Raw genomic sequence first — 23,279 nt, forward strand, 5'->3', positions numbered from 1 at the left:
AGCTCGAACGGCCGCCGCCCACGCTGGCCGGCTGTTGCCGGCTAGCGAACCGGCCGAGCCCGCCGGCAACCCGAATCACTGCGCGAGATACACGAACTTGCCGCCGCGTATCGTGCCCATCACGCTCGCGCGCTGGTCGAGGCCCACGTGGTCCTTTTCGCTGGTGTTGACCACGCCGTTGGGCACCACCAGCTCGTGGGCGCCTTCGAGCTCCCGGCGCAGCGCCACGCGAAACGCCTCGGTGCCGGGCTGGGCGGTCTTGAGCGCGCGCTTCACCGCATCCTGAAGGCGCGGGTAGACGCCGGCGGCGTCGCCGGCGAACTGCGTGACCGTGCCCGGGCCGTATTTCGCCTCATAAGCATCGACGAACGCTAGCGCGGCCTTGTGCGCCGGGTGGTCCGCCGGCAGCGTGCGCGCGACCACCACGGGCTGCGTCGGGAACAGCGTGCCTTCCACGTCCTTGCCGCCGAGCTTGATGAACTCCGGCGTGGCGATGCCGTGGGTCTGATAGATCGCGCCCTTGTAGCCGCGCTCGACCAGTGTGCGCTGCGGCAGCACCGTGGGCGTGCCGGCGCCCGCGATCAGCACGGCGTCGGGTTTCGCGGCCATCAGCTTGAGGATCTGGCCGGTCACGCTGGCGTCGGTGCGGTTAAAGCGCTCGGTCGCCACGATCTGGATGTTGCGGTCCTTCGCGAACTTCGTGAACTCGTTGAGCCAGCTGTCGCCGTAGCTGTCGGCAAAGCCGATGAAGCCCACGGTCTTCACGCCGTGCGCGGCCATGTAGTGCGTCATCACGTCGGCCATGGCGGCGTCGGTCTGCGCCATCTTGAAGGCCCATACGCGCGCGCCTTGCTGCGGTTCGACCACCGAGGCCGAACCCACCAGCGTGATCATCGGCGTTTTGGCTTCGGCCACGGGGTCGAGCGCGGCGAGCGCGGCCGGCGTGATGTTCGGCCCCACGATCACGTCGACGTGGTCCTCGTTGATGAGCTTGCGGATGTTGCGCACCGCCGCGCCAGGGTCGGAGCCGTCGTCGAGCACGATGTAGTCGGTCTTCTGGCCTGCGATCTCCGGGGGCCACATCAGGATGGCGTTCTTGCTCGTGATGCCGATGGCCGCGGCCGGGCCGGTGCTCGACAGATCGATGCCGACCTTGAGGTCGGCGTGCGCGGCGGGCGCGAACGCGGCCGTCGCCAGCGCGGCAGCCGCTGCGAGCGGGCGTAGCGCGCCGAGGGGCGAGCGCACAAACGAGCACAAGGACGGAATCAGGCGCGGTTGCAGCTTCATGCGATGGGTCTCCAGGAGGATATGAAGCGAAAAGCGTTGTTGTCGTGTTGCGTTGTGGTTTCTTCCGGCGCTCGCATGCCGTTACAGCTCGTAGGTCTCGTGCTCGCCCTTGAGCGCCTGCTCGATCAGCTTGCGGTTCAGGCTCGGCGAGAGCAATTCCACCAGCGTATAGACGTAGCTGCGCAGGTACGCGCCCTGTTTGAGGGCCACCCGCGTCACGTTGCTGCCGAACAGATGCCCCACCGGCACGGCGCGCAGATGGCGGTCGCGTTCGGCGTTGAACGCGATATCGGCCATGATGCCCACGCCCAGACCCAGTTCCACGTAGGTCTTGATCACGTCCGCGTCGATGGCCTCAAGCACGATGTCGGGCGAGAGGCCGCGCAGGCGGAACGCGTCGTTGATCTTGGTGCGGCCCGCGAACGCATTGTCATAAGTGATCAGTGGAAATTGGGCCAGATCGTCGAGCGAGAGCGGCTTGCGCTCGAGCAGCGGATGGTCCGGCAGCATCATCGCCACATGGTGCCAGGTGAAGCAGGGCAGCGACACCAGTTCCTTGTAGCCGGAAATGGCCTCGGTCGCGATGCAGAGGTCGGCCTGGTCGTGCAGCACCATCTCGGCCACCTGGGTCGGGCTGCCTTGCAGAATTGAAAGGTGGACCTTCGGGAAGCGCCGCTTGAATTCCGCGATGGCGGCCGGCAGCGAATAGCGCGCCTGAGTGTGCGTGGCGGCGATGGTCAGGTTGCCCTGATCCTGCGCGGCGTAGTCCTTGCCCACGCGCTTGAGGCTCTCCACCTCCTGCAGGATGCGCTCAACAGAGGCAAGGATGATGCGTCCTGGCTCCGTGAGCGAGCGCACGCGCTTGCCGTGGCGCGTAAAGATTTCGACCCCGAGTTCATCCTCCAGCTCGATGATGGCCTTCGAGACGCCCGGCTGGCTTGTATACAGGGCCTTGGCCGCTTCCGTGAGATTGAAATTCTGGCGCACGGCCTCGCGCACGAAGCGGAACTGGTGGAGGTTCATATATAACCCCTTGGCATATCAACCTGATTTTTAGATCGTTTGAATTATAAGGCGAGTTTATTACCATTCCTCCAAGTTTTCCAATATGGATATCTGTTTTGGTCATTAGCAAAGGAACGGCGCATTTCAAGCACGCCGACCGGAAGCCAGATCAAGACGGTCGAATCGAATCGGAGCGCGCGGCGTAACCGGAACGCTGCGAATGAACAACCTTGGGGTCCCCGAATGTACCAATACGATCAGTACGACCAGACCATCGTTGACGAACGCGTCGCGCAATACAGCGACCAGGTTCGCCGGCGCCTCTCGGGCGAGTTGAGCGAAGAAGAATTCCGCCCGCTGCGCCTGCAGAACGGCCTGTACTATCAGCGCCACGCCTACATGCATCGCATCGCGGTACCGTACGGCAACCTGCGCAGCGACCAGTTGCGCATGCTCGGCCGCATCGCCCGCGAGCACGACCGTGGCTATGGCCACTTCTCGACGCGCACGAACGTCCAGTACAACTGGATCAAGCTCGAAGAGACGCCGGAAATCCTGCGCAAGCTCGCCTCGGTGCAGATGCACGCCATCCAGACTTCGGGTAACTGCATTCGCAACATCACCGCCGACCAGTTCGCGGGCGTCGCGCCCGACGAGATCGTCGATCCGCGTCCGTGGGCCGAGATCCTGCGCCAGTGGTCGACGTTTCACCCCGAGTTCGCGTGGCTGCCGCGCAAGTTCAAGATCGCCGTCTGCGGTACGAAGGAAGACCGCGTGGCCGTGCAGATCCACGACCTGGGCGTCTATCTCGACCGCAACGAGAAGGGCGAAGTGGTCGCGAGCATCCTCGCGGGCGGTGGCCTCGGCCGCACGCCGATCGTCGGCGCCATCATCAAGCGCGACCTGCCGTGGCAGCATCTGCTGACCTACTGCGAAGCCGTGCTGCGCGTGTACAACCGCTATGGCCGCCGCGACAACATCTACAAGGCGCGTATCAAGATCCTCGTGAAGGCGCTCTCGCCGGCGAAGTTCGCCGAGCAAGTCGAAGAGGAGTGGCAGCATCTTAAGGACGGCCCCTCGACGCTCACGCAAGCCGAGCTCGACCGCGTGGCGCAATATTTCGTGCCGCCGGCCTACGAGAAGCTCGCCGATACGGACGCCTCGTACGAGAAGCATCTGCTCGAGAACCGCGCGTTCGCGCGCTGGGTCGAGCGCAACGTGCGTCCGCACCGCGTGCCGGGCTATGCATCGGTGACGTTCTCGCTCAAGACGGGCAAGGTCGCGCCCGGTGACGCCACCGACAAGCAAATGGAAGCCGTGGCCGACTGGGCCGACGAATACGCGTTCGGCAAGATCCGTATCTCGCACGAGCAGAACCTGGTTCTCGCCGACGTCAAGAAGCGCGACCTCTTCGCAGTGTGGGAAAAGGCGAAGGAGCAAGGCTTCGCCACGCCGAACATCGGCTTGTTGACCGACATCATCGCGTGCCCGGGCGGCGACTTCTGCTCGCTCGCGAATGCGAAGTCGATCCCCATCGCGCTCGCGATCCAGGAGCGCTTCGAGAACCTCGACTACGTCTACGACCTGGGCGACCTGTCGCTGAACATCTCGGGCTGCATCAATGCGTGCGGTCACCACCACGTCGGCAATATCGGCGTGCTGGGTGTGGATAAGGACGGCTCCGAGTGGTATCAGGTCACGCTCGGCGGCGAGCAGGGCAACGGCGCCAGTGGCACGCGCCTTGGCCGCGTGATCGGCCCGTCGTTCTCGGCTGAAGAGATGCCCGAGGTGGTGCAAAAGGTGATCGACACGTTCGTCGAGCACCGCATCGACGGCGAGCGCTTCATCGACACGTACGACCGCATCGGCATCGCGCCCTTCAAGGAGCGCGTGTACGCATCGCGCCAGCCGGCCCACGCCTAACCGCAGCACGCAACGAGATACGAGCAATGGCATTGATTATCAAACAACGCGAGATCGTCGAAGACAACTGGCAAGTCGTGCGTGCCGCCGAAGACGGCGCCCTGCCTGAAGTGTCGGCGCTGCCCGCCGGCAAGGTGCTGGTGCCGCTCGCGCTGTGGCAGGCCGAGCGCGACGCGCTGGTCGCTTCGCGCGGCAAGGGCGAACTGGGCGTGTGGCTCGCGCCGGACAGCGAACCGGCCGACATCGCCGGCGACTTCGAGAAGATCGCGCTGATCGGCGTGGACTTCCCGGTGTTCCGCGATGGCCGCGGCTATTCGATCGCGCGTCTGTTGCGCGAGCGCTTTGGCTACAAGGGTGAACTGCGCGCGATCGGCGACGTGCTGCGCGACCAGCTGCGCTTCTATGAGCGCTGCGGCTTCGATGCGTACGCGCTGCGCGCCGACAAGGACATCAACGACGCGCTCAACGCATTCACCGAGTTCACGGTGCAATACCAGGGCGCGTTCGACGAGCCGTCGCCGCTGTTCCGCCGCCGTGCCGCGCTGGCAGCCCAACAAGGCGCTGCAGCATGAGCACCGCTTTGGACACAACGGCCAACGACATCCCGGCGGAACTGCAGGCGAAGATCGAGCGCCTCGACGCGCTGCTCGATTCGATCGCTGCGCGCCACGCCAGCGTGAAGCTCGCGAGCAGCCTCGCAGCCGAAGACATGCTGCTCACCCACGCGATCCTCTCGCGCGGCGTGAAGATCGGCGTCTTTTCGCTGAACACGGGCCGCCTGCATGCGGAAACGCTCGGCATGGTCGAGCGCGTGCGCGAGCGCTACGGCTACGAGATCGAGCAGTTCCACCCGCAACAGGACGCCGTCGATGAATACGTCGCGCAGCATGGCCTGAACGCGTTTTACGAGAGCATCGATCTGCGCAAGCGCTGCTGCGAGATCCGCAAGGTCGAGCCGCTGAACCGCGCGCTTTCGGACGTTTCGGCCTGGGTCACGGGCCAGCGCCGAGAGCAGTCGGTCACGCGTGCCGAGCTGCACGAGGAAGAGCAGGACGGCGCGCGCGGCATCGCCAAGTTCAATCCGCTCGCGGACTGGACCGAAGCCGAGGTGTGGACGTATCTGCGCGCCTTCGACGTGCCGGTGAACCCGCTGCACGCGCGCGGCTACCCGAGCATCGGCTGCGAGCCCTGTACGCGGGCCGTGCGTCCGGGCGAAGACAGCCGGGCGGGCCGCTGGTGGTGGGAGTCGCGCGACACGAAGGAATGCGGGCTGCACATCACGTCGGTTTCCGCGATTCCGGTCGTGCAGGCGCCGGCCGCCGGCCAGGCGAACTAGAATTGAGGGTTGTCGCGCCGTTTGCAAAGGCGGCGCGAAATCGAACACAGAGCATCGCGCCCCATCAACGGGGCGCCCAGACGAAGGATCCGAACATGAGCACGACGCTCGATTCCGCAGTGAACGCACCGCTCCAGGTCACGGCGAACCGCATGGACCATCTCGACTGGCTCGAAGCCGAGTCGATCCACATCCTGCGCGAACTCGTTGCCGAGTGCAGCAAGCCCGCGCTGCTGTTTTCGGGCGGCAAGGACTCGGTGGTGGTGCTGGCGCTCGCGCTCAAGGCCTTCGGCCTCGGCGCGAACCGCAAGACCTCGCTGCCGTTCCCGCTCGTGCACATCGACACGGGCCACAACTACGAAGAGGTGATCGACTTCCGCGATCGCCGCGCCGCCGAAATCGGCGCCGAGCTCGTGGTGGGCCACGTCGAGGATTCGATCAAGAAGGGCACCGTGCGCCTGCGCCGCGAAACCGATTCGCGCAACGCCGCCCAGGCCGTCACGCTGCTCGAAACCATCGAGCAATACGGCTACACGGCGATGATCGGCGGTGCACGTCGCGACGAAGAGAAGGCCCGCGCGAAGGAGCGCATCTTCTCGTTTCGCGACGAATTCGGCCAGTGGGACCCGAAGGCGCAGCGCCCGGAACTCTGGAGCATCTACAACGCGCGCCTGCACAAGGGCGAGCATCTGCGCGTGTTCCCGATCTCGAACTGGACCGAGCTGGACGTGTGGCAGTACATCGAGCGCGAGAACCTCGAACTGCCCTCGATCTACTACGCGCACCAGCGCGAGATCGTGCGCCGCAACGGCCTGCTCGTGCCCGTCACGCCGCTCACGCCGATGAAGGAAGGCGAAGTCAGCGAAATGGCGCAGGTGCGTTTCCGCACGGTGGGCGACATCAGCTGCACGTGCCCGGTGGAAAGCGATGCCGACAACGTCGAGAAGATCATCGCCGAGACGGCCGTGACCGAAATCACGGAACGCGGAGCTACGCGCATGGACGACCAGGCGTCGGAAGCCGCGATGGAACAGCGCAAGAAGCAAGGTTATTTCTAAAGAGCACGCAGAGGAAGAAACGAATATGGTTACGACGCACCAACCTGAAGACCTCGGCGTGCTGCGCTTCATCACGGCGGGCAGCGTGGACGACGGCAAGAGCACGCTGATCGGCCGCCTGCTGTACGACAGCAAAGCAGTCCTGAGCGACCAGCTCTCGGCGCTCTCGCGCGCGAAGAACAAGCGCACCGTGGGCGACGAGATCGACCTGTCGCTGCTCACCGACGGCCTCGAAGCCGAGCGCGAGCAGGGCATCACGATCGACGTGGCATACCGCTACTTCGCTACGGCACGGCGCAAGTTCATCATCGCCGACACGCCGGGCCACGAGCAGTACACGCGCAACATGGTCACGGGCGCTTCGACGGCGCACGCCGCGATCATCCTGATCGACCCCACGCGCGTGACGGTCGAGAACGGCGTGACCCAACTGCTGCCGCAAACCAAGCGCCACAGCGCGATCGTCAAGCTGCTGGGTCTCCAGCACGTGATCGTCGCGATCAACAAGATGGATCTGGTCGACTACAGCGAAGCCACCTTCGATCTGATCCGCGACGCCTACGTCGCGCTCGCGCGCCAGCTCGGTCTGGAGAACGTGCGCTTCGTGCCGGTTTCGGCGCTCAAGGGCGACAACATCGTCGCCGCGAGCGAGCGCATGCCGTGGTACGCGGGCGAGCCGCTGCTCGACGTGCTCGAGGCGCTGCCGGTCGCGCAGGCCACCGGCGACGCGCTGCGCTTCCCGGTGCAGTGGGTTGCGCGCCAGGACGGCTCGAGCGCCGACGACTTCCGCGGCTACATGGGCCGCATCGAAGCGGGCGAAGTGAAGATTGGCGACGCCATCACGGTGCTGCCGGCGGGGCGTGCGGCTACTGTGGCCGAGATCATCGCGCCGGTGCCGGGCGGCACGGCGCAAGTCGACCGCGCGTTCGCGGGCCAGACCGTCACGATCCGTCTCGCCGAAGATGTGGACGTTTCGCGCGGCGACACTTTCGTGCCGGCATCGGACGATACGCAGCCCGCGAAGAAGCTTGAGGCGGACCTCTGCTGGTTCGACGAAGAGCCGCTCTCGTTGCAGCGCAAGTACCTGCTCAAGCAAACCACCAGCACGGTGTTCGCGAAGATCGGCGCGGTCAAGGAAGTGCTCGACGTGCACACGCTCTCGCACGCCACCGACCGTCACAACCTCGCGATGAACGACATCGGCCGCGTGGCGCTCACGCTGCAAAAGCCGGTCGTCGCGGACCTGTATGATGTGCACCCCGGCACCGGCGCGTTCGTCCTCATCGACGAGGCGACGCACCACACGGTGGCCGCAGGCATGATTCGCGCGGTTGCCGCCTGACGCGGCACGGCGCGAAGGTGACAGCGCGCCGCCGCCAGGGTTCGAAGGCGACGCGCCGACACAGGAGTCAACGAGGCAAATGGGCAAGGTTTATCTGATCGGCGCCGGACCGGGCGCGGCGGATCTCATCACGGTGCGCGGCGCGCGTCTGCTCGCGAAAGCGCAGGTCGTGCTGCACGATGCGCTCGTGGAGCCGGCGATGCTGGATTACGCCCCACAGGACGCGAAATTCATCGCGGTCGGCAAGCGTTGCGGCCAGCGCTCGACGGCGCAGCACTTCATCAACAAGCAGATCGTCGATGCGGCGCGCGAGCACGACGTGGTGGTGCGCCTGAAGGGCGGCGACCCGATGCTGTTCGGCCGCGCCGACGAAGAGATGCGCGCGCTCGAAGCGGCGGGTATCGAGTATGAGATCGTGCCGGGCATCACGGCAGCGCTGGCGAGCGCGGCTACGCTGCAACGCTCGCTTACGCTGCGCGGCGTGTCGCGCAGCGTCGCGCTCGCGACGTATTCGCGCGCGGCGGGCAGCGAGGAGATCCGCGAGCAGGTCAACGCCGATTCGCTGGTGTTCTACATGGGCCGCGACAGCGCGCCGGAGATCGCGCGGCAGCTGATCGAAGCGGGCCGCGCGGGCGCAACGCCCGTGGCGATCGTCGAGGCATGCAGCACGGCGCGCGAACGCACGCTCACGCTTACGCTGGCGGGCCTTGAAGCGGGTGAGGCGCACGACTGGCTCGATCCGGCGCAGCCGAGCCTGCTCATGATCGGCGAGGCTTTTGCCGAGCGGTCGGTGCAGCAGTTGCAGGCCGAAGACGAGACCCGGGACGAGATGCCGGGCTGTCGGGCCGCATGAGGCAACGAAGAACAACAGGGGTAGTAGAACGTGCGACGGGCCGCTGAATGAAGCGGCCCGTTTGCTTTGGTGCAGGCGTTAGTGGGTTCTAGTCGCGCTCTTGCGCGAGACAGTACTGCACGATCGCGTCGAGCACGCCGTCGTCCTCGCCCACGGCGCTCGCGCACGAGAGCCGCACGTGCGGATGCGCCGCCTGGCATTGCGCGATGAGTGCGGGCAGGTCGCGCCGGATATGGCCGCCCTGGCCGAAGAACACCGGCACCACCGTGATGGCGTCGCAGCCCAGCGCCGCTTGTTCGGCGATGGCCTCGGGCAGGCTCGGCGTCATGAGTTCGAGGAAGGCGAGACTCACGGGCCGCGCCGCGCCGCGCGTGGCGGCGAGCTTGCCCGCGAGCCGCGTGAACGGCTCTTTCCAGCGCGCATCGCGCGCGCCGTGGCCGAAGAGGATCATGCCGTGCGTGCCCATCGCCGTATTTTCCTGAGGAGCGTGGTCTGGCCGCTAATCGATACCCGCGCGTCAGATCGACGTTAGTGCCGGTCGACCCATTTCAGGCTGAACAGCCCGAGCGCCAGATAGATGAGACCCGGCGTCGCTGCGGTGAGCGGCGCAGGCCACGTGTTCAGTGTACCGATGTGCGAGAACAGCGTGTTCACGAGCTGGAAGCTCATGCCGAGCATGATCCCGCCGAACACCTTGATGCCCACCACGCCCGCGCGCGTATGCAGGTACGCGAACGGCAGCGAGAGCACCAGCATCACGAACACCGCGAACGGGTAGATCAGCTTGCGCCAGAACGCGATCTCGTAGCGCTGCGTGTCCTGATGGTTTTCCGCAAGGTGCTGGATATAGCGGAACAGGTTGAACATCGACATGCGATCGGGCGAGACCAGCAGCACCGAAAGAATCTGCGGCGTGAGCTCCGAGCGCAGCGAGTACTCGGGCACGGCGGTTTGCTGCGCGCGATAGACCGGATTGAGCGCATCCGTGGGCTGGCTCGGCGGCGGCGTCACGCTGATGAGCTGGGTATCCGTCACGTCCTTGAGCAGCCAGTGCCCCGGCGGCTGATACTTGCCGCTCTTCGCGACGCGCACGTTCGAGAGCCTGAACTGCGAATCGAATTCGTAGATGCGCACGTTGGTGATCGTCGCGTCGGGCAGCAGCTCGCCCACGTTGACGAAGCGCGTGGCCTGTTGGCCGTCGGCGCGCGCGGTGAGCGTGTCCTTCACCCACACCCCCGACTTGAAGTCGGACGACACGGCGGAGCCGAGCGCTTCGAGGCGCACGCGCTCGGAGAGCTGATCGGTGTACGGCCCGATCACTTCGCCCATGAGGTAGGTGAGCAGCACGAGCGGAATGCCGATCTTCAGGAGCGAGCGCAGCGCTTGACCGGTCGCGAGACCGGACACGCGAAAGATCGTGTACTCGGAATTGGCGGCCATCTGCGCGAACACGTAGATCGCGGCGATGAGCGCCGCCACCGGAATGATCTCGTAGAGCCGCGACGGCGCCTGCAGCGAGACGCGCAGCACCGCGTACATGAACTTGTAGTTGCCGTGGCCGACCGAGTTCAGCTCGTTGATCAGGTCGAAGAAAAAGAACAGACCCGAAAACGCAAACAGGATGAACACGAAGGACACGTAGACCTGGCGTGCGAAATACTTCTCGTAGATGCGCATCGGTCAGCTCCCCTGGGACGTGCGCTGGAACATCGCGCGCGTGAAGAGCGGCCGGTTGCGCACGCGCAGCCAGAAGATGAAGACGACCAGCGCGAGCACCACGACGTGCAGCGCGACGAGGCCGACGCCGAACGGCATCTTGCCCTGCTCGACCTGCGATTGCACGACGTTGAGCAGGTTCGAGTAGGTGAGGTAGATCAGCACGGCCATCACGAGATTGATGGTGCGTCCGCGGCGCGGGTTTTGATACGCGAGCGGGATTGCGAGCAGCATCAGGTTGATCGCGATGAGCGGCAGGCCCGCGCGCCAGGCGAATTCGCCGAGATTGTCGCCGCTTGGATTGCGCAGCAGATCCAGCGTGGAGGTGCTGCTCGCCGTGGGCGTGGCGACCACGGGCTGGCTCTGGACCTTGACGCCGTAGCGCTGGAACTCGGTGATGCGGAAGTCGGGGTGGCCGGGCTCGCCGTCGTAGCGGCGGCCGTTCTCAAGCACGACGAAGCGGTCGCCGTTCTTCTCGGTTTCGGTGTAGCCGGTCTTCGAGACGATCACGTTGACCTTGCCGTTTTCGGTGCTCGTGACGAACACATTGTCCACGCGGGCCTTGTCGGGGTTCATGCTCTCGATGAAGAACACGCGGTGCGTGGTGGGCGATTCGCGGAACTGGCCCGGCGCGAGCAGCGACACTTCATCGCGCTGCTGAAAGCGCGCGCGGATCAGCTTGCTTTGCGCGTTCGACCATGGCCAGCCGACGAAGGCGAAGAACACGATCAGCAGGATGATCGGCGTCGAAAAAACGGCGATCGGCTTGATGAGGCGCGTGAGGCTCACCCCGGAGGCGAGCCAGACGACCATTTCGGAATCCTTGTACCAGCGCGTGAGCACAAACAGGATCGACACGAAGAGCGTGACGATGAGCATCACCGCGAGATAGCCGATCACGGTCAGGCCGATCAGGACCAGCACGTCGCGCGGGTCGATCTGGCCGGAAGCCGCGAAGCCGACGATGCGGATCATCATTGTCGTCAGCATGATCGTGAGCAGAACCATGAACACGGCGCCGGCCGTATACGCGAGTTCTCGCTGCAGGGAACGTTCGAAGATCATTGTTGATGAAGAGGGCGGGCGGCCCGCGCCGGGCGGCGCGCGGCTCGCGCAACGGCTCGGGAGCCGCCGCGGGAAAAATAGCGGATAATTGCGGCTTTCATCCTAAGCCCTGATTTTATCCGAGGACAAGCGCGATGGACTTTAGCATAAAAGCCTGTGACTGGAGCAAAGGCGGGGAAGGTCCCTTCCTGACTGGCAAGTCGGATTGCGTCGTGGTGGGCGTCTTCGAGGCGCAGACCCTTTCGGGCCCGGCATTCGTGATCGACCGCGCCATCGGCGGCGCAATCGTTCGCCTCGTGAAGTCCGGCGACATCGACGGCAAGGCCGGCTCGACGCTGTTTCTGCCGGAAGTGACCGGCATCGGCGCTTCGCGCGTGCTGCTCGTCGGCCTCGGCAAGCAGGATGCATTCGGCCAGAAGGCCTATGGCGAGGCCGTCAAGGCCGCGTGGCGCGCGATTCTCGGCACCAAGATCGCACAGGTCACGTTCACGCTCGCACAGCTGCCCGTCAAGGATCGCACGAGCGACTGGGGCGTGCGCGCTGCAATCCTTGCGCTGCGCAATGAGACCTACCGCTTCACGCAGATGAAGAGCAAGCCCGAGCTCGCGCAGCGCGCGCTCAAGCGCGTGGTCTTCAGCGTCGACGCCGCGGACGAAAAGGCCGCGAAGCTCGCCGGCAAGCAGGCCGTGGCGCTCGCCAACGGCATGGACCTCACGCGCGACCTCGGCAATCTGCCGGGCAACGTCTGCACGCCCACCTACCTCGCGGCCACGGCCAAGAAGCTCGCGCGCGACTGGAAGCTCAAGGCCGAAGTGCTCGGCCAGCGCCAGATTGAAGCGCTCAAGATGGGATCGTTTCTTTCTGTTACAAAGGGGTCGGTCGAGCCGCCGCAATTCATCGTGCTGCACTACCAGGGCGCGAGCGCGAAGGCCGCGCCGGTCGTGCTGGTGGGCAAGGGCATCACGTTCGACACGGGCGGCATCTCGCTCAAGCCCGGCGAGGGCATGGACGAGATGAAATACGACATGTGCGGTGCGGGCTCGGTGCTCGGCACGCTGCGCGCAGTCGCCGAAATGGGCCTGAAGCTCAACGTGATCGGCATCATTCCCACCTGCGAGAACATGCCCGCGGGCAACGCCACGAAGCCCGGCGACATCGTCACGACGATGGCGGGCCTCACGGTCGAGGTACTCAACACCGACGCCGAAGGCCGCCTGATCCTGTGCGACGCGCTCACCTACGCCGAACGCTTCAAGCCGGCCGCCGTGATCGACATCGCCACGCTCACGGGCGCTTGCATCATCGCGCTCGGCCATCACAACAGCGGCCTGTTCTCGACGGACGATGCACTCGCGGGCGAATTGCTCGATGCTTCGCGCGAGGCGATCGATCCGGCGTGGCGCCTGCCGCTCGACGAGGCGTACCAGGACCAGCTCAAGTCGAATTTCGCCGATCTCGCCAATATCGGCGGGCGTCCGGCGGGCAGCGTGACGGCGGCGTGCTTCCTCTCGCGCTTCACGCAAAACTATCCGTGGGCTCACCTGGACATCGCGGGCACCGCATGGAAGAGCGGCGCGGCGAAGGGCGCGACGGGCCGTCCCGTGCCGCTGCTCGCGCAGTTCTTGATCGATCGGGCCGCGGACGGTCGCGCAGGGCAATGACGCGCATCGACTTCCACACGAACGTCGGCGATTCGCTGATGTACGCGTGCCGGCTCGTGCGCAAGGCGTATCAGGCCGGCCAGCAAGCTGTCGTGCTGGCCGAGCCCGCGCGCCTGCGCGCGTTCGACGAGATGCTGTGGACTTTTTCGCCGCTCGATTTCGTGCCGCACTGCATGGCCGGCAGCGCCCACGCCGCGCAAACGCCCATCGTGCTGAGCGCGGATCTTGAGCAGGCGCCGCATCATGGCGTGCTGCTCAACCTGGGCTCGGCGGTCCCGCCGCAGTTCGCGCGCTTCGAGCGCCTGCTCGAAGTGATCGGCGACGCGCCCGAGGAGCTCGCCTCGGGGCGCGAGCGCTACCGCTTCTACCGCGACCGCGGCTATGCGCTGAACAACTACAAGCAGGGCGCTTGACCCCTATTGAACCCGGCACGCCGGCTGCTTGTCTCTCCTTTATTGTTTGATCGAAATCCAAAGGAGGTGATCGTGTCCGATTTTCATCGCGCTGACGAACCCGAGATCCCGATGCTGAACGAACCGCTCGTGCAGGGCAACCTGCTGCGCGGTCGTCATGGGTCGCCGTTCGAGACCGTGTCGGCACAGGCATCCACACCCGAGCCGAGTGCTGGCGTGTGCGCCGAAGTTCCCGATAGCCCCCTTCCTCCTGACGCCGAAGCGCTCGTCGAACGGCTGAGCGGACGGGCCATGAGTTGGCTCACGGGCGATGGGCGCGACGTGATCGAGGCGCGCTGCGCCGCGGCAATGCAGGAGCACGCGCACTGGATCGTCGGGCAGGTGTCACGCGAAATCGGTCTGGCGCTCGAAGCTGAATTGAAGGGCTGGGTGAAGGCTGCGGTGCGCGAGGAACTGGCCGCGCGCGCGGCGCAATCGACGCCTCCGGCGGCCTGAAGCGGTTTTGCGGCGGGCCGTGCTGCACGCAGGCCCGTATGGATTATTTCAGCGTGAGGATCCAGTTCGCGAGCGAGGCCGCCTGAGCGGAAGTCAATTGGGTGTTCGCGGGCATGGGCACCGAGCCCCACACGCCGTTGCTGCCTTCCAGGATCTTGCGCGCGAGATAGCTTTGCGCGTCGGGCTTGTCCGCGTACTTCGCCGCGACGTGGTGCAGCGACGGGCCCATGAAGGTGCGCGTCACTGAATGGCAGCTCATGCAGTTCTGCTGTTGCGCGAGGGCAAGCCCGCTCGGGCCCGGACCGTTCTGTGCGTGGGCGCTCGTCGTGGCTAGCGCCAGCGCCAGCGCCAGCGCGGCAACGGGCGTCGCTGTGTCGTTCTTCGCGTGCGACTTCAGTTTCATACTGGTCTCCGCCAGCTTGTTCGCCGGCTGTGTGGTCGCATTATAAGCAGTCCAAACCCGTGCCAGGTCCGGCGTTTGCGGAGAAACAGGGGTGGGGTGTATACAGGTGAACGGCAGCGCCGCGATGACCGGCCCACCAACGGTGCGCGTCTGCGGCCCTCACGCCGCGAGGCGAGCCCGCTTATAAGCATGGTCCGGGATTCGTCGGCGACAGTGGTGAGCAGCGCAAGCTGCATCCCGTTCAGGAGATCGAGTCAATTGCGACGCATCCCATGGCGCTGTCGCTCACTAACCAGTGTGGAGCCGGCCATGGCGATGCGCAAGCACGAAGACAATCCCGAAGTATTTCCCAATGCCGCCGGCATCGATGTGGGGGCCTCGAGCCACTGGGTGGCAGTACCCCGGTCGGCAGCTGAAGAGCCGGTGCGCGAATTCGGCGCGATGACCGATGACCTGCACGCGCTGGCCGACTGGCTGCTCGCGTGCAAGGTTGATACGGTGGCACTGGAATCGACGGGCGTGTACTGGATCGTGCGACGTGAAAGTCGCCAGATTCGTTGTTTCATCGCTGAAGTTGGCGGTAGGAAACCGGGCGTTCCGTCGCCCGTAGTCTATCGGTGCATGCGTTGCTGGTAACGGCAAGGTGTGAAGCCACCGAGACAATGGAGCCCCGGCGCAAGCTACGCTGAAGTCGTGAGACTGATGTGCCTCTGTGAGTGTCAATGCGGAGGGAGCCCTAGACTGGATGGCATGGTCAAGATATCTGAACTGCTGGTAAACATCGTCAAGACTGAAAAGGCCAAAGACACTGAAAGGCCTTGCCCAAAATGGGAACGTAGTGGGCCCGCCTCTGATCCATGGGGCGGCACGGACAGGAACACTACCGGTGAAGAGGCAGGATCTAAACCATCCGTGCGAATCTGGTGGAACACGGAAAACCCGTATCGCTGCCCATTCGGGCAGGCTGACCGCAAGGAAAGCTGTAGGCGGTGCGGGCATGGGAGTGCGGAAAAAGCGAAGGCCGCCCTGTAATCGGGCGGATAGGGATTGCGTCGCAAGGCAGCATCATCCCACGCGAAAGCGGGCAGACTTCCGCATGGTCTTTCATTACTAGAGAGTTTGATCAACCTTTAAAGGAGGAGAGGCAGATGACGGTGCAGCGGCAAGGCACTGGTGCGTCCTCCGATCGCGCGAAGCACTGGCACAGCATTGACTGGGCCCGGTGCCATCGCGAGGTCCGAAGGCTGCAGACACGCATAGTGAAGGCCGAACAGGCTGGCAGGCACGGCAGGGTGAAAGCCCTGCAATGGTTGCTGACCCACTCGTTCAGCGGCAAGGCTCTCGCCGTCAAACGGGTGACTGGGAATCGTGGCAAGAAGACTCCGGGCGTGGATGGTGTCACATGGTCCACGCCGGGAGCGAAGCTCAAGGCAGTGCTGTCACTCAAACGGCGCGGCTACCGGCCGCGTCCGCTGAGGCGGATATACATCCCCAAGGCCGATGGGAAAAAGATGAGACCTCTTGGAATTCCGTGTATGGTCGACAGGGCATGGCAAGCGCTGTATCTGCTGGCTCTGGATCCCATCGCAGAAACCAGGGCGGACCCAAACTCATACGGGTTCAGGACTGCCCGGTCCACGGCTGACGCTATTGAACAATGTTTCAAAGTTCTTGTACGCTCTGATAGCGCGCAGTGGATTCTGGAGGCCGACATCCGCAGCTGCTTTGACGAAATCTCGCACGACTGGCTGGTCGCCAACATCCCCACGGACAAGGCGATACTTCGAAGATGGTTGAAGGCTGGCTACCTTCATAACCGTATCCTTCACTCAACGGAGGCGGGTACCCCGCAGGGCGGTATCGTGTCCCCCACGTTGATGAACATGACGCTCGACGGACTGGAGCAGGTGCTTGTTGAGAAATTCTACAAGGGCAGCAAAAGTCCGTTGAAAGTCCACTTCGTCCGGTATGCCGACGACTTCATCATCACCGGCGCAACACGGGAAGTACTGGCCGGGGAAGTTCGGCCGCTGGTCGAGCAGTTTCTGGCGCACAGGGGCTTAGCGCTGTCGTCAGAGAAGACCCGGATCACGCATATCGACGAGGGGTTCGATTTCCTCGGCATGACCGTTCGCAAATATGACGGCAAGCTGCTGATTAAGCCGGCGAAAACGAGCGTTCAGCGCTTTCTGCGCAGGCTGCGGGAAATCGTGAAGGGCAATGCCACGGTACGGCAGGACGTGTTGATCGGGAAGCTCAATCCGTTGATTCGTGGATGGGCCAACTACTATCGACATGTTGTGTCGAAACGCATCTTCAACAGGGCCAATTGTGCGATCTGGCAATGTCTGTGGCGCTGGGCGCGACGTCGGCACCGGAACAAAGGCGCACGCTGGGTACGGCAGAAGTATTTCCGGTCTGTCGGTGCACGGCATTGGATCTTTGGAGCGGAAACAGGCAGAACGCTCAGCACAGGAAAGCCTGAACTTCTGGCGCTACACGACATCACCAGCACGCCGATCCGGCGGCATCGCAAGATCAAGGGTGCCGCCAATCCATTCGATCCGCAGTGGGAAAGCTATTTCGAGGAGCGGTCAGGTCTCGCAATGATGAACTCGCTGAAAGGCCGAATGCGACTGATCCGGTTGTGGCTGCATCAGGAGCGCGCGTGCCCCGTGTGCGGCCAGATGATCACAAAGTCCAGTGGGTGGCGCCTCTTCCACCTGGAACGAGTGACCGACGGCGGCACGGACGCAAGCCGCAATCTGGTGATGCTGCACCGGGACTGTCACAGGATCGCGCGTGTTCGCCGATTTCCGGTGGTGAAACCGGCTCCGGTGACGGGGCTTTGAAAGGCTTGAGCGGAATGCGGGGAAACTCGCACGTTCCGTTCTCAGGGGGCGGCGGCGCAGCAATGCGCTGCTGCTACCCGACCCGGTGTACGAAGTGCTCGAGCAGCGCGGGCTGACGGTGTGGCTCGTTGACGCGCGGCAGATGAAGTACGTGCCAGGTCGCAAGAGCGACATCATGGACTGTCAATGGCTGCAAAAGCTCATGAGCCTGGGGCTGCTACGCGCGGCCTGGCGCCCTGGCGCGGACGTCTGCGTGGTGCGCGCGGTGGCACGCCAGCGCGAGGTGTTGCTCACCGAGCAGGGCAGTTGGGTGCAGCGCATGCAGAAGGCGCTCGTGCAGATGAACCTGCAGCTTGCCGAGGTGCTCAGCGACGTGATGGGTGTAACCGGACAGGCGATCGTGCGCGCAATCGTCGCTGGCGAGCGCGACCCGAAGGTACTGGCCAGACACCGTCACGGCCGCGTCAGGGCCAGTGCGGCCGAGATCGAGCGGGCGCTGACGGGCAACTGGCGCGACGAACACGTGTTCGTGCTCGGCCAGGCGCTCGCGATGTTCGACAGCCTCGCGCAGCGCATTCTCGAATGCGACGCGAAGATCGAGGCGCTGTTGATACCCCTCGGACGTCACGACCTCACGCTCGACGGTCCGGGCAAGCGCAGCGGCAAGAATGCGCCGCACTTTGATGCGCGCGCCGCACTGGCGCGTTGGGCGGGGGTGGACCTGACCCGCATCAACGGCCTGTCGGTCACCACCGTGATGACGATCCTCTCGGAGATCGGCCCCGACCTGAGCCGCTTTGCCAGCGTCAAGCACTTCTGCTCGTGGCTGGGGCTGTGTCCAGGCACGAAGATCAGCGGCGGCAAGGTATTGAGCGCGCGCACTCGACGCTCCACTAACCGGGTACGGCAGGCGCTGAAGCTTGCGGTCATGGGCCTGTCACGCAACGATTCGGCGCTCGGTGCGTTCTACCGGCGCCTCTGCGCGCGCATGGACAAGCCGCGCGCGAATACGGCGGTCGCCCACAAGCTCGCCCGAATGGTGTACTTCATGCTCACACGCGGCGAGGCCTTCGTCGACCAGGGGCAGCAGCGCTACGAAGACCAGCAGCGCGAACGCAGCATCGCCGCGCTCAGGCGCCGTGCCTCCGCACTGGGCTTCGAGATCACCCCGACCCCACGAGCCTGAAAACCCTCGGCTTTTTAATGTTTCTCAGGAGAGCAAAGGGCGCACGGTCCGTGCGCCCTCCTTACGGCGTGCCCGAAGCCTTTACGTTGCGCCGATTTTCCGCCTGCCGCGGGTCTGATCGTTCTCAGCTCCGCGGGTTCTCAGCCTCCGGTTCTCAGCCCGTGACCGCACCCTTGTTCGCCGGACGCGCCAGCGCGGCGTATTTCGCGAGCACGCCCCGCGTGTAGCGCGGCGCCGGCTGTTTCCAGGCCGCGCGGCGGCGCGCGAGTTCGGCGTCGTCGATATTCAGTTGCAGCAGCAGCTGGTGCGCGTCGATGGTGATCGAGTCGCCCTCCTGCACGAGCGCGATGGCGCCGCCTTCGAACGCTTCGGGCGCGACGTGGCCCACCACCATGCCCCACGTGCCGCCCGAGAAGCGGCCGTCGGTGATGAGCCCCACGGATTCGCCGAGCCCCTTGCCGATGATCGCCGAGGTGGGCGCGAGCATCTCCGGCATGCCCGGGCCGCCCTTCGGGCCGAGGTAGCGCAGCACCACCACATCGCCGGCCTTGATCTTGTCGGCGAGGATCGCTTCCATTGCGCTTTGCTCGTCGTCGAACACGCGCGCCGGGCCGGTGATCACGGGATTTTTCAGGCCCGTGATCTTGGCGACGGCGCCATCAAGCGCGAGGTTGCCCTTGAGGATCGCGAGGTGGCCTTCCTTATAGAGCGCCTGGTCGATCGGGAAGATGACTTTTTGATCGGCGCGCGGCTTCGCCGGCACGTCCTTCAGTTCCTCGGCGATGGTCTTGCCGGTGATGGTCATGCACTCGCCGTGCAACAGGCCTGCGTCGAGCAGGATCCTGAGCACCTGGGGAATGCCGCCGGCCTTGTGCAGATCGGTCGCCACATACTGGCCCGAAGGCTTCAGATCGCAGATCACCGGCACTTTCTTGCGCATGCGCTCGAAGTCGTCGATGCTCCAGTCGATTTCCGCGGCATGCGCAATGGCAAGATAGTGCAGCACCGCGTTGGTCGAGCCGCCCGTGGCCATGATCAGCGCCACGGCATTCTCGATCGACTTCTTCGTGATGATGTCGCGCGGCTTGAGGTCCTTCTTGACCGCCTCGACGAGCACGCGCGCCGACTCGGCGGCCGAATCGACCTTTTCCTCATCGGGGTTGGCCATCGTCGACGAATACAGGAGCGACATGCCGAGCGCCTCGAACGAGGAGCTCATCGTGTTGGCCGTGTACATGCCGCCGCACGAACCCGTGGACGGGCACGCGTTTTTCTCGACGCCCTCGAAGTCCTCCTCGGTCATGCGGCCCGCGGTGAACTCGCCCACGGCCTCGAACGCCGACACGATGGTCAGGTCCTTGCCCTTCCAGTTGCCGGGGCGGATCGTGCCGCCGTACACGTAGATGCCGGGCACGTTGATGCGCGCGAGCGCGATCATGCCGCCAGGCATGTTCTTGTCGCAGCCGCCGATCACGACTACGCCGTCCATCCACTGGCCCTGCACGCAGGTCTCGATACAGTCGGCGATCACCTCGCGCGAGACGAGCGAGTACTTCATGCCCTCGGTGCCCATCGACATGCCGTCCGAGATCGTGGGCGTGCCGAAGATCTGCGGATTGGCGTTTGCGCCCTTGACTGCGGCCACGGCCGCGTCGGCGAGGCGCTGCAGGCCCGCGTTGCAGGGCGTGATGGTCGAGTGGCCGTTGGCGATGCCGATCATCGGCTTGTCGAAGTCGGCCTTTTCATAGCCGAGCGCGTAATACATCGACCGGTTCGGCGAGCGGGCGACGCCTTGCGTAATGTGCTTCGAACGACGGTTGTAGGCCATGGGGACGCTCCATGAAAGGTGTCTCGATCTTGTTCGGTTGCCGGGTTCGGGGCTCGAGGGGAATGCGCCGGCGTGTGCGAAGAAGAATGGAGTTTCGCGAGCACAATGTCCAATATATTCTCCGCGCCATCTGTCCCCCGAACCCGCAGTGAACCCGCAGTGAACCCGCAGTGAACCCGCAGTGAGCCTGAAGTGAGACCCCAGTGAGCCGCGTGGGAGGCGCGTTTTGGTTCATGCCCGCTCGTCTCGGCGATAATGTGTCGCCGCAGCACGCGAAGCGAACTGTGCAGCCTTGAAGACGTCCAACGCACGCGCCGCGCATTTTTGTGCTGATTTTTACAACTCGATTTCAAACCTCACCGCCGACAAGCACTGATTTCACGATGCTCATCCACCCGAATTTCGACCCCATCGCCATTCATCTGGGGCCGCTCGCCGTGCGCTGGTACGGCCTCATGTATCTCGTCGGCTTCATCCTCGCGATCGTGATCGGCCGGCTGCGCCTGCGTCTGCCTTACGTGGCCGCGCAGGGCTGGACCGTCAAGGACATCGACGACATGCTGTTCTACGGCGTGCTCGGCACGGTGCTCGGCGGGCGCCTCGGCTACGTCGTGTTCTACAAGGCGAGCTGGTACTTCGCGCATCCACTCGACATCTTCAAGGTGTGGGAAGGCGGCATGTCGTTCCACGGCGGCTTTCTCGGCGTGACTTTCGCGATGGTCCTGTTCGCGTGGCAGCGCGGGCGCACCTGGCTGCAGGTCACCGACTTCGTCGCGCCGATGGTGCCCACGGGGCTCGCCGCAGGGCGTCTTGGCAACTTCATCAACGGCGAGCTGTGGGGCCGTGTGACCTCGCCGGACGCGCCGTGGGCCATGCTGTTCCCGGGCGCCGCCAACGACGACGCCGCATGGCTTGCCGCGCATCCGCAACAGGCTGCGCAGTGGCATCTGAACGAGGTGTTCGCGCAATATCATTTGCTGCCGCGTCACCCGTCCGAGCTCTATGAAATCGCCCTCGAGGGCATTGCGCTCTTCATCGTGCTGATTCTGTTCGCGCGCAAGCAGCGTCCCGTGGGCGCGATTTCGGCGATGTTCCTGATCGGCTATGGTCTCGCGCGCTTCACCGTGGAGTTCGCCCGCGAGCCCGACGATTTCCTCGGTTTGCTCGCGTTGGGTTTTTCTATGGGGCAATGGCTCTCGTTGCCGATGATCGTCGTGGGCGTGCTGATGATGATTTGGGTCTATCGCCGCGCCAAACGCGACAACGGTGCGCAGCAAGCCGTGAGTGCCAGGAGCTGATGCCGCGGTTGATGCGACTCGCGCTGCACTGAACGCACCATGAAGAAAGCCACGGTTTTGCCGTGGCTTTCTTTTTTGTTGTGCGCCTGGAGCGCGTTACTTCATCTGCACCGAGCCCGACACGTTGACCGTGACGGTGGATGTGCCGCCTTCGAGCGGCATCGGCGGTGCGGCCTTCGCGTCGGCCGACATGGCGCGTGCGTTCATCATCATTATCGGACGCGGCATCACGCCTTGATGGCCCACGTTCACGTCGCGGACCGTGTAGCTGCTATAGCCGAATGCGCGCGCATTGGCGGCCGCCTGCTCGCGAAACGAGGCGATCGCCTGGCCCGAGAGCTTTTGCTCGGCGGCGCGCTGGGCTTCGGGCGAAAGCGAGAACTGCACGTTGCCCACCTGCATCACCGAAGCGATATCGCCGGCGAGTTTCGAGGCGGCGGCGAAGTCGTGCGATTCGAGCACGATTTCCGTGCGGCCGCGCCATGCCGAAATGCGCCCGTCGCGATCGGTCGACGGATAGATCGAGAACTGGCCCGAGCGTGCAGTCACGCCCGCGACGCCCTTGGCTTTTTGCAGCGCCTGGTCGGCGCGCTGATTGAGCGTGGTCGTGAGCGATGCGGGATCCTTCGCTTCCTGCTCGTAGAACAACGTGATCGTGACGACGTCCTGCGGGATCTCGGCGCTTGCCTGGGCGGAAAGCGAAAGTACGCCCGCCGGTTGATAGCGCGCTTCGCTCTGCGCGAATGCGGCGCCCGGCGCGAGTGTCATGGCAAGCGGTACAGCGGCTGCGAGTGCGGCGGCGAGCGTGACGACAGTATTTTTCTTCATATTGGGGCTCCTGGCAGAACAGATTCGCAAGACGGCACGTGCGTGCCGTTTGCGTGTTCGTTAGGCGGGGTGGGCCGCGCAGGGTTCCCGCCGGAGCAGGGCGGCTTTGCAATCTTTAAAGATTGGCTGCACGCGCACGCCAACGGCTCATGTCGAGACTTACATCAGCCGCCTGGTGATGAAGTCCCATTCGGCCTGGGTGACCGGCGTGATGGACAGGCGATTGCCCTTGGAGAGCACGCGCATGTCGGCGAGTGCCTCGTGCTCGCGCAACGCGGCGAGTGCAATGAGCGGGCACTTCTTCTTGAACACCACGTCGACGAGCATCCAGCGCGGCGTTTCCTGCGTGGATTTCGCGTCGTAGTAAGGGCTCTTCGGATCGAATTGCGTGGGATCGGGGTACGGCGTGGACGAGACTTGTGCGAGACCCGCGATGCCGGGCTCGGGGCAGCTCGAATGGTAGAAGAGCACGCCATCGCCGATCTGCATGGTGTCGCGCATGAAATTGCGCGCCTGATAGTTGCGCACGCCGGTCCATGGCAGCGTGCGCTGCGGGGCGTTCGCGAGATCGTCGATGCTTGCTTCGTCGGGTTCAGACTTCATCAGCCAGTAGCGCATGACTCGAAGTAACACGTCGGAAGTGGAGGGGGAAACAGCGTTGGCGCAGGAAACGCCAAAAGGGAAGCACAAAAAGGACAACACAAAAGGAAAACGGCATCGGACGTGAGTC

At 64.5% G+C, this 23,279-nt stretch carries 20 protein-coding genes and 2 pseudogenes; 13 read left to right on the forward strand and 9 right to left on the reverse strand.

The genetic code is table 11. The annotated features are described in order from the left end of the window. Positions 1 to 75: 75 nt before the first annotated feature. Positions 76 to 1,287 carry an ABC transporter substrate-binding protein gene (locus P5W99_RS04150; protein WP_421044245.1) on the reverse strand — a complete coding sequence of 404 codons (1,212 nt, stop codon included), beginning with the start codon at positions 1,285 to 1,287 and terminating at the stop codon, positions 76 to 78. Between the two features lie 81 nt (positions 1,288 to 1,368). Next, the gene (locus P5W99_RS04155) at positions 1,369 to 2,310 is read right to left on the reverse strand and encodes a CysB family HTH-type transcriptional regulator (RefSeq protein WP_035527474.1); all 942 of its coding nucleotides are present in this window, start codon (positions 2,308 to 2,310) and stop codon (positions 1,369 to 1,371) included. A 225-nt stretch (positions 2,311 to 2,535) separates the two neighbouring features. Between P5W99_RS04155 and P5W99_RS04160 the strand changes: the two genes are divergently transcribed. From P5W99_RS04160 to cobA, 6 genes are all read left to right on the forward strand, one after another. Then, on the forward strand, positions 2,536 to 4,215 hold the full coding sequence (locus tag P5W99_RS04160; protein WP_421023372.1) for a nitrite/sulfite reductase: 1,680 nt from the start codon (positions 2,536 to 2,538) through the stop codon (positions 4,213 to 4,215). Between the two features lie 26 nt (positions 4,216 to 4,241). Further along, positions 4,242 to 4,787 carry a DUF934 domain-containing protein gene (locus P5W99_RS04165; protein ID WP_421023373.1) on the forward strand — a complete coding sequence of 182 codons (546 nt, stop codon included), beginning with the start codon at positions 4,242 to 4,244 and terminating at the stop codon, positions 4,785 to 4,787. Next, entirely contained in the window at positions 4,784 to 5,551 is a 768-nt protein-coding gene (locus tag P5W99_RS04170; protein ID WP_421073749.1) for a phosphoadenylyl-sulfate reductase, read from the forward strand. Before P5W99_RS04165 ends, P5W99_RS04170 begins: the two co-directional genes overlap by 4 nt. Positions 5,552 to 5,646: 95 nt before the next feature. Next, entirely contained in the window at positions 5,647 to 6,609 is a 963-nt protein-coding gene (cysD, locus tag P5W99_RS04175) for a sulfate adenylyltransferase subunit CysD (RefSeq protein ID WP_434661986.1), read from the forward strand. A 25-nt stretch (positions 6,610 to 6,634) separates the two neighbouring features. Then, positions 6,635 to 7,951 (forward strand): sulfate adenylyltransferase subunit 1, encoded by a 1,317-nt coding sequence (locus tag P5W99_RS04180; protein ID WP_434661988.1) that lies wholly within the window; start codon positions 6,635 to 6,637, stop codon positions 7,949 to 7,951. Positions 7,952 to 8,030: 79 nt separating this feature from the next. Further along, positions 8,031 to 8,804 (forward strand): uroporphyrinogen-III C-methyltransferase, encoded by a 774-nt coding sequence (gene cobA / locus P5W99_RS04185; RefSeq protein WP_421079141.1) that lies wholly within the window; start codon positions 8,031 to 8,033, stop codon positions 8,802 to 8,804. 88 nt (positions 8,805 to 8,892) lie between these two features. Here the strand turns inward: cobA and P5W99_RS04190 are convergent, their stop codons facing one another. The 3 genes from P5W99_RS04190 to lptF all read right to left on the reverse strand — a co-directional run bounded on the left by P5W99_RS04190 (position 8,893) and on the right by lptF (position 11,585). After that, positions 8,893 to 9,270, reverse strand: coding sequence for a sirohydrochlorin chelatase (locus P5W99_RS04190; RefSeq protein WP_421023378.1), 378 nt, complete (start codon positions 9,268 to 9,270; stop codon positions 8,893 to 8,895). A 62-nt stretch (positions 9,271 to 9,332) separates the two neighbouring features. Beyond that, positions 9,333 to 10,481 carry an LPS export ABC transporter permease LptG gene (lptG, locus tag P5W99_RS04195; RefSeq protein WP_434661990.1) on the reverse strand — a complete coding sequence of 383 codons (1,149 nt, stop codon included), beginning with the start codon at positions 10,479 to 10,481 and terminating at the stop codon, positions 9,333 to 9,335. Between the two features lie 3 nt (positions 10,482 to 10,484). Continuing rightward, positions 10,485 to 11,585, reverse strand: coding sequence for an LPS export ABC transporter permease LptF (lptF, locus tag P5W99_RS04200; RefSeq protein ID WP_434661992.1), 1,101 nt, complete (start codon positions 11,583 to 11,585; stop codon positions 10,485 to 10,487). Between the two features lie 134 nt (positions 11,586 to 11,719). On the opposite strand from lptF, the gene P5W99_RS04205 reads away from it, so the two are divergent. The 3 genes from P5W99_RS04205 to P5W99_RS04215 all read left to right on the forward strand — a co-directional run bounded on the left by P5W99_RS04205 (position 11,720) and on the right by P5W99_RS04215 (position 14,154). After that, complete coding sequence (locus P5W99_RS04205; RefSeq protein ID WP_421073755.1) at positions 11,720 to 13,246, forward strand: leucyl aminopeptidase; 1,527 nt, start codon at positions 11,720 to 11,722, stop codon at positions 13,244 to 13,246. Beyond that, complete coding sequence (locus P5W99_RS04210; protein ID WP_421023382.1) at positions 13,243 to 13,659, forward strand: DNA polymerase III subunit chi; 417 nt, start codon at positions 13,243 to 13,245, stop codon at positions 13,657 to 13,659. Before P5W99_RS04205 ends, P5W99_RS04210 begins: the two co-directional genes overlap by 4 nt. Before the next feature lie 72 nt (positions 13,660 to 13,731). Then, positions 13,732 to 14,154 carry a DUF2486 family protein gene (locus P5W99_RS04215; RefSeq protein WP_421073756.1) on the forward strand — a complete coding sequence of 141 codons (423 nt, stop codon included), beginning with the start codon at positions 13,732 to 13,734 and terminating at the stop codon, positions 14,152 to 14,154. Positions 14,155 to 14,197: 43 nt separating this feature from the next. Here P5W99_RS04215 and P5W99_RS04220 read toward each other — a convergent pair whose 3' ends face one another. Then, on the reverse strand, positions 14,198 to 14,557 hold the full coding sequence (locus P5W99_RS04220) for a c-type cytochrome (RefSeq protein WP_421073757.1): 360 nt from the start codon (positions 14,555 to 14,557) through the stop codon (positions 14,198 to 14,200). A gap of 309 nt (positions 14,558 to 14,866) precedes the next feature. Between P5W99_RS04220 and P5W99_RS04225 the strand changes: the two are divergent. From P5W99_RS04225 to P5W99_RS04235, 3 genes and pseudogenes are all read left to right on the forward strand, one after another. Beyond that, positions 14,867 to 15,121 (forward strand): annotated as a pseudogene (locus P5W99_RS04225) (hypothetical protein); the annotation flags it as partial. Positions 15,122 to 15,705: 584 nt separating this feature from the next. Further along, the gene (gene ltrA, locus P5W99_RS04230) at positions 15,706 to 17,409 is read left to right on the forward strand and encodes a group II intron reverse transcriptase/maturase (RefSeq protein ID WP_421073582.1); all 1,704 of its coding nucleotides are present in this window, start codon (positions 15,706 to 15,708) and stop codon (positions 17,407 to 17,409) included. Between the two features lie 82 nt (positions 17,410 to 17,491). Continuing rightward, positions 17,492 to 18,595 (forward strand): annotated as a pseudogene (locus tag P5W99_RS04235) (IS110 family transposase); the annotation flags it as partial. 154 nt (positions 18,596 to 18,749) lie between these two features. Here P5W99_RS04235 and ilvD read toward each other — a convergent pair. After that, on the reverse strand, positions 18,750 to 20,423 hold the full coding sequence (gene ilvD / locus P5W99_RS04240) for a dihydroxy-acid dehydratase (protein WP_421023386.1): 1,674 nt from the start codon (positions 20,421 to 20,423) through the stop codon (positions 18,750 to 18,752). Between the two features lie 383 nt (positions 20,424 to 20,806). Between ilvD and lgt the strand changes: the two genes are divergently transcribed. Beyond that, a complete protein-coding gene (gene lgt, locus P5W99_RS04245; RefSeq protein WP_421023387.1) occupies positions 20,807 to 21,721 on the forward strand; it encodes a prolipoprotein diacylglyceryl transferase in 915 nt (304 codons plus the stop codon). Positions 21,722 to 21,817: 96 nt separating this feature from the next. On the opposite strand, the gene P5W99_RS04250 is transcribed toward lgt, so the two are convergent. Both P5W99_RS04250 and P5W99_RS04255 read right to left on the reverse strand, forming a co-directional pair. Next, complete coding sequence (locus P5W99_RS04250) at positions 21,818 to 22,549, reverse strand: SIMPL domain-containing protein (protein WP_434661996.1); 732 nt, start codon at positions 22,547 to 22,549, stop codon at positions 21,818 to 21,820. Positions 22,550 to 22,708: 159 nt separating this feature from the next. Beyond that, the gene (locus P5W99_RS04255) at positions 22,709 to 23,167 is read right to left on the reverse strand and encodes an EVE domain-containing protein (protein WP_434661998.1); all 459 of its coding nucleotides are present in this window, start codon (positions 23,165 to 23,167) and stop codon (positions 22,709 to 22,711) included. Between the last annotated feature and the right edge of the window lie 112 nt (positions 23,168 to 23,279).

This window comes from Paraburkholderia sp. A3BS-1L (genome assembly GCF_051125215.1).
Lineage (GTDB): Bacteria > Pseudomonadota > Gammaproteobacteria > Burkholderiales > Burkholderiaceae > Paraburkholderia.

Excerpts from the sequence above, each read along its gene's own strand:
- P5W99_RS04180 (WP_434661988.1), top strand. The coding sequence starts at position 6,635 with ATGGTTACGACGCACCAACCTGAAGACCTCGGCGTGCTGCGCTTCATC.
- P5W99_RS04155 (WP_035527474.1), bottom strand. The coding sequence starts at position 2,310 with ATGAACCTCCACCAGTTCCGCTTCGTGCGCGAGGCCGTGCGCCAGAAT.
- P5W99_RS04220 (WP_421073757.1), bottom strand. The coding sequence starts at position 14,557 with ATGAAACTGAAGTCGCACGCGAAGAACGACACAGCGACGCCCGTTGCC.
- lptF (WP_434661992.1), bottom strand. The coding sequence starts at position 11,585 with ATGATCTTCGAACGTTCCCTGCAGCGAGAACTCGCGTATACGGCCGGC.
- lptG (WP_434661990.1), bottom strand. The coding sequence starts at position 10,481 with ATGCGCATCTACGAGAAGTATTTCGCACGCCAGGTCTACGTGTCCTTC.
- P5W99_RS04160 (WP_421023372.1), top strand. The coding sequence starts at position 2,536 with ATGTACCAATACGATCAGTACGACCAGACCATCGTTGACGAACGCGTC.
- cobA (WP_421079141.1), top strand. The coding sequence starts at position 8,031 with ATGGGCAAGGTTTATCTGATCGGCGCCGGACCGGGCGCGGCGGATCTC.
- P5W99_RS04255 (WP_434661998.1), bottom strand. The coding sequence starts at position 23,167 with ATGCGCTACTGGCTGATGAAGTCTGAACCCGACGAAGCAAGCATCGAC.
- P5W99_RS04165 (WP_421023373.1), top strand. The coding sequence starts at position 4,242 with ATGGCATTGATTATCAAACAACGCGAGATCGTCGAAGACAACTGGCAA.
- P5W99_RS04210 (WP_421023382.1), top strand. The coding sequence starts at position 13,243 with ATGACGCGCATCGACTTCCACACGAACGTCGGCGATTCGCTGATGTAC.
- P5W99_RS04150 (WP_421044245.1), bottom strand. The coding sequence starts at position 1,287 with ATGAAGCTGCAACCGCGCCTGATTCCGTCCTTGTGCTCGTTTGTGCGC.
- P5W99_RS04250 (WP_434661996.1), bottom strand. The coding sequence starts at position 22,549 with ATGAAGAAAAATACTGTCGTCACGCTCGCCGCCGCACTCGCAGCCGCT.
- ilvD (WP_421023386.1), bottom strand. The coding sequence starts at position 20,423 with ATGGCCTACAACCGTCGTTCGAAGCACATTACGCAAGGCGTCGCCCGC.
- P5W99_RS04170 (WP_421073749.1), top strand. The coding sequence starts at position 4,784 with ATGAGCACCGCTTTGGACACAACGGCCAACGACATCCCGGCGGAACTG.
- ltrA (WP_421073582.1), top strand. The coding sequence starts at position 15,706 with ATGACGGTGCAGCGGCAAGGCACTGGTGCGTCCTCCGATCGCGCGAAG.
- P5W99_RS04205 (WP_421073755.1), top strand. The coding sequence starts at position 11,720 with ATGGACTTTAGCATAAAAGCCTGTGACTGGAGCAAAGGCGGGGAAGGT.
- P5W99_RS04190 (WP_421023378.1), bottom strand. The coding sequence starts at position 9,270 with ATGGGCACGCACGGCATGATCCTCTTCGGCCACGGCGCGCGCGATGCG.
- lgt (WP_421023387.1), top strand. The coding sequence starts at position 20,807 with ATGCTCATCCACCCGAATTTCGACCCCATCGCCATTCATCTGGGGCCG.
- cysD (WP_434661986.1), top strand. The coding sequence starts at position 5,647 with ATGAGCACGACGCTCGATTCCGCAGTGAACGCACCGCTCCAGGTCACG.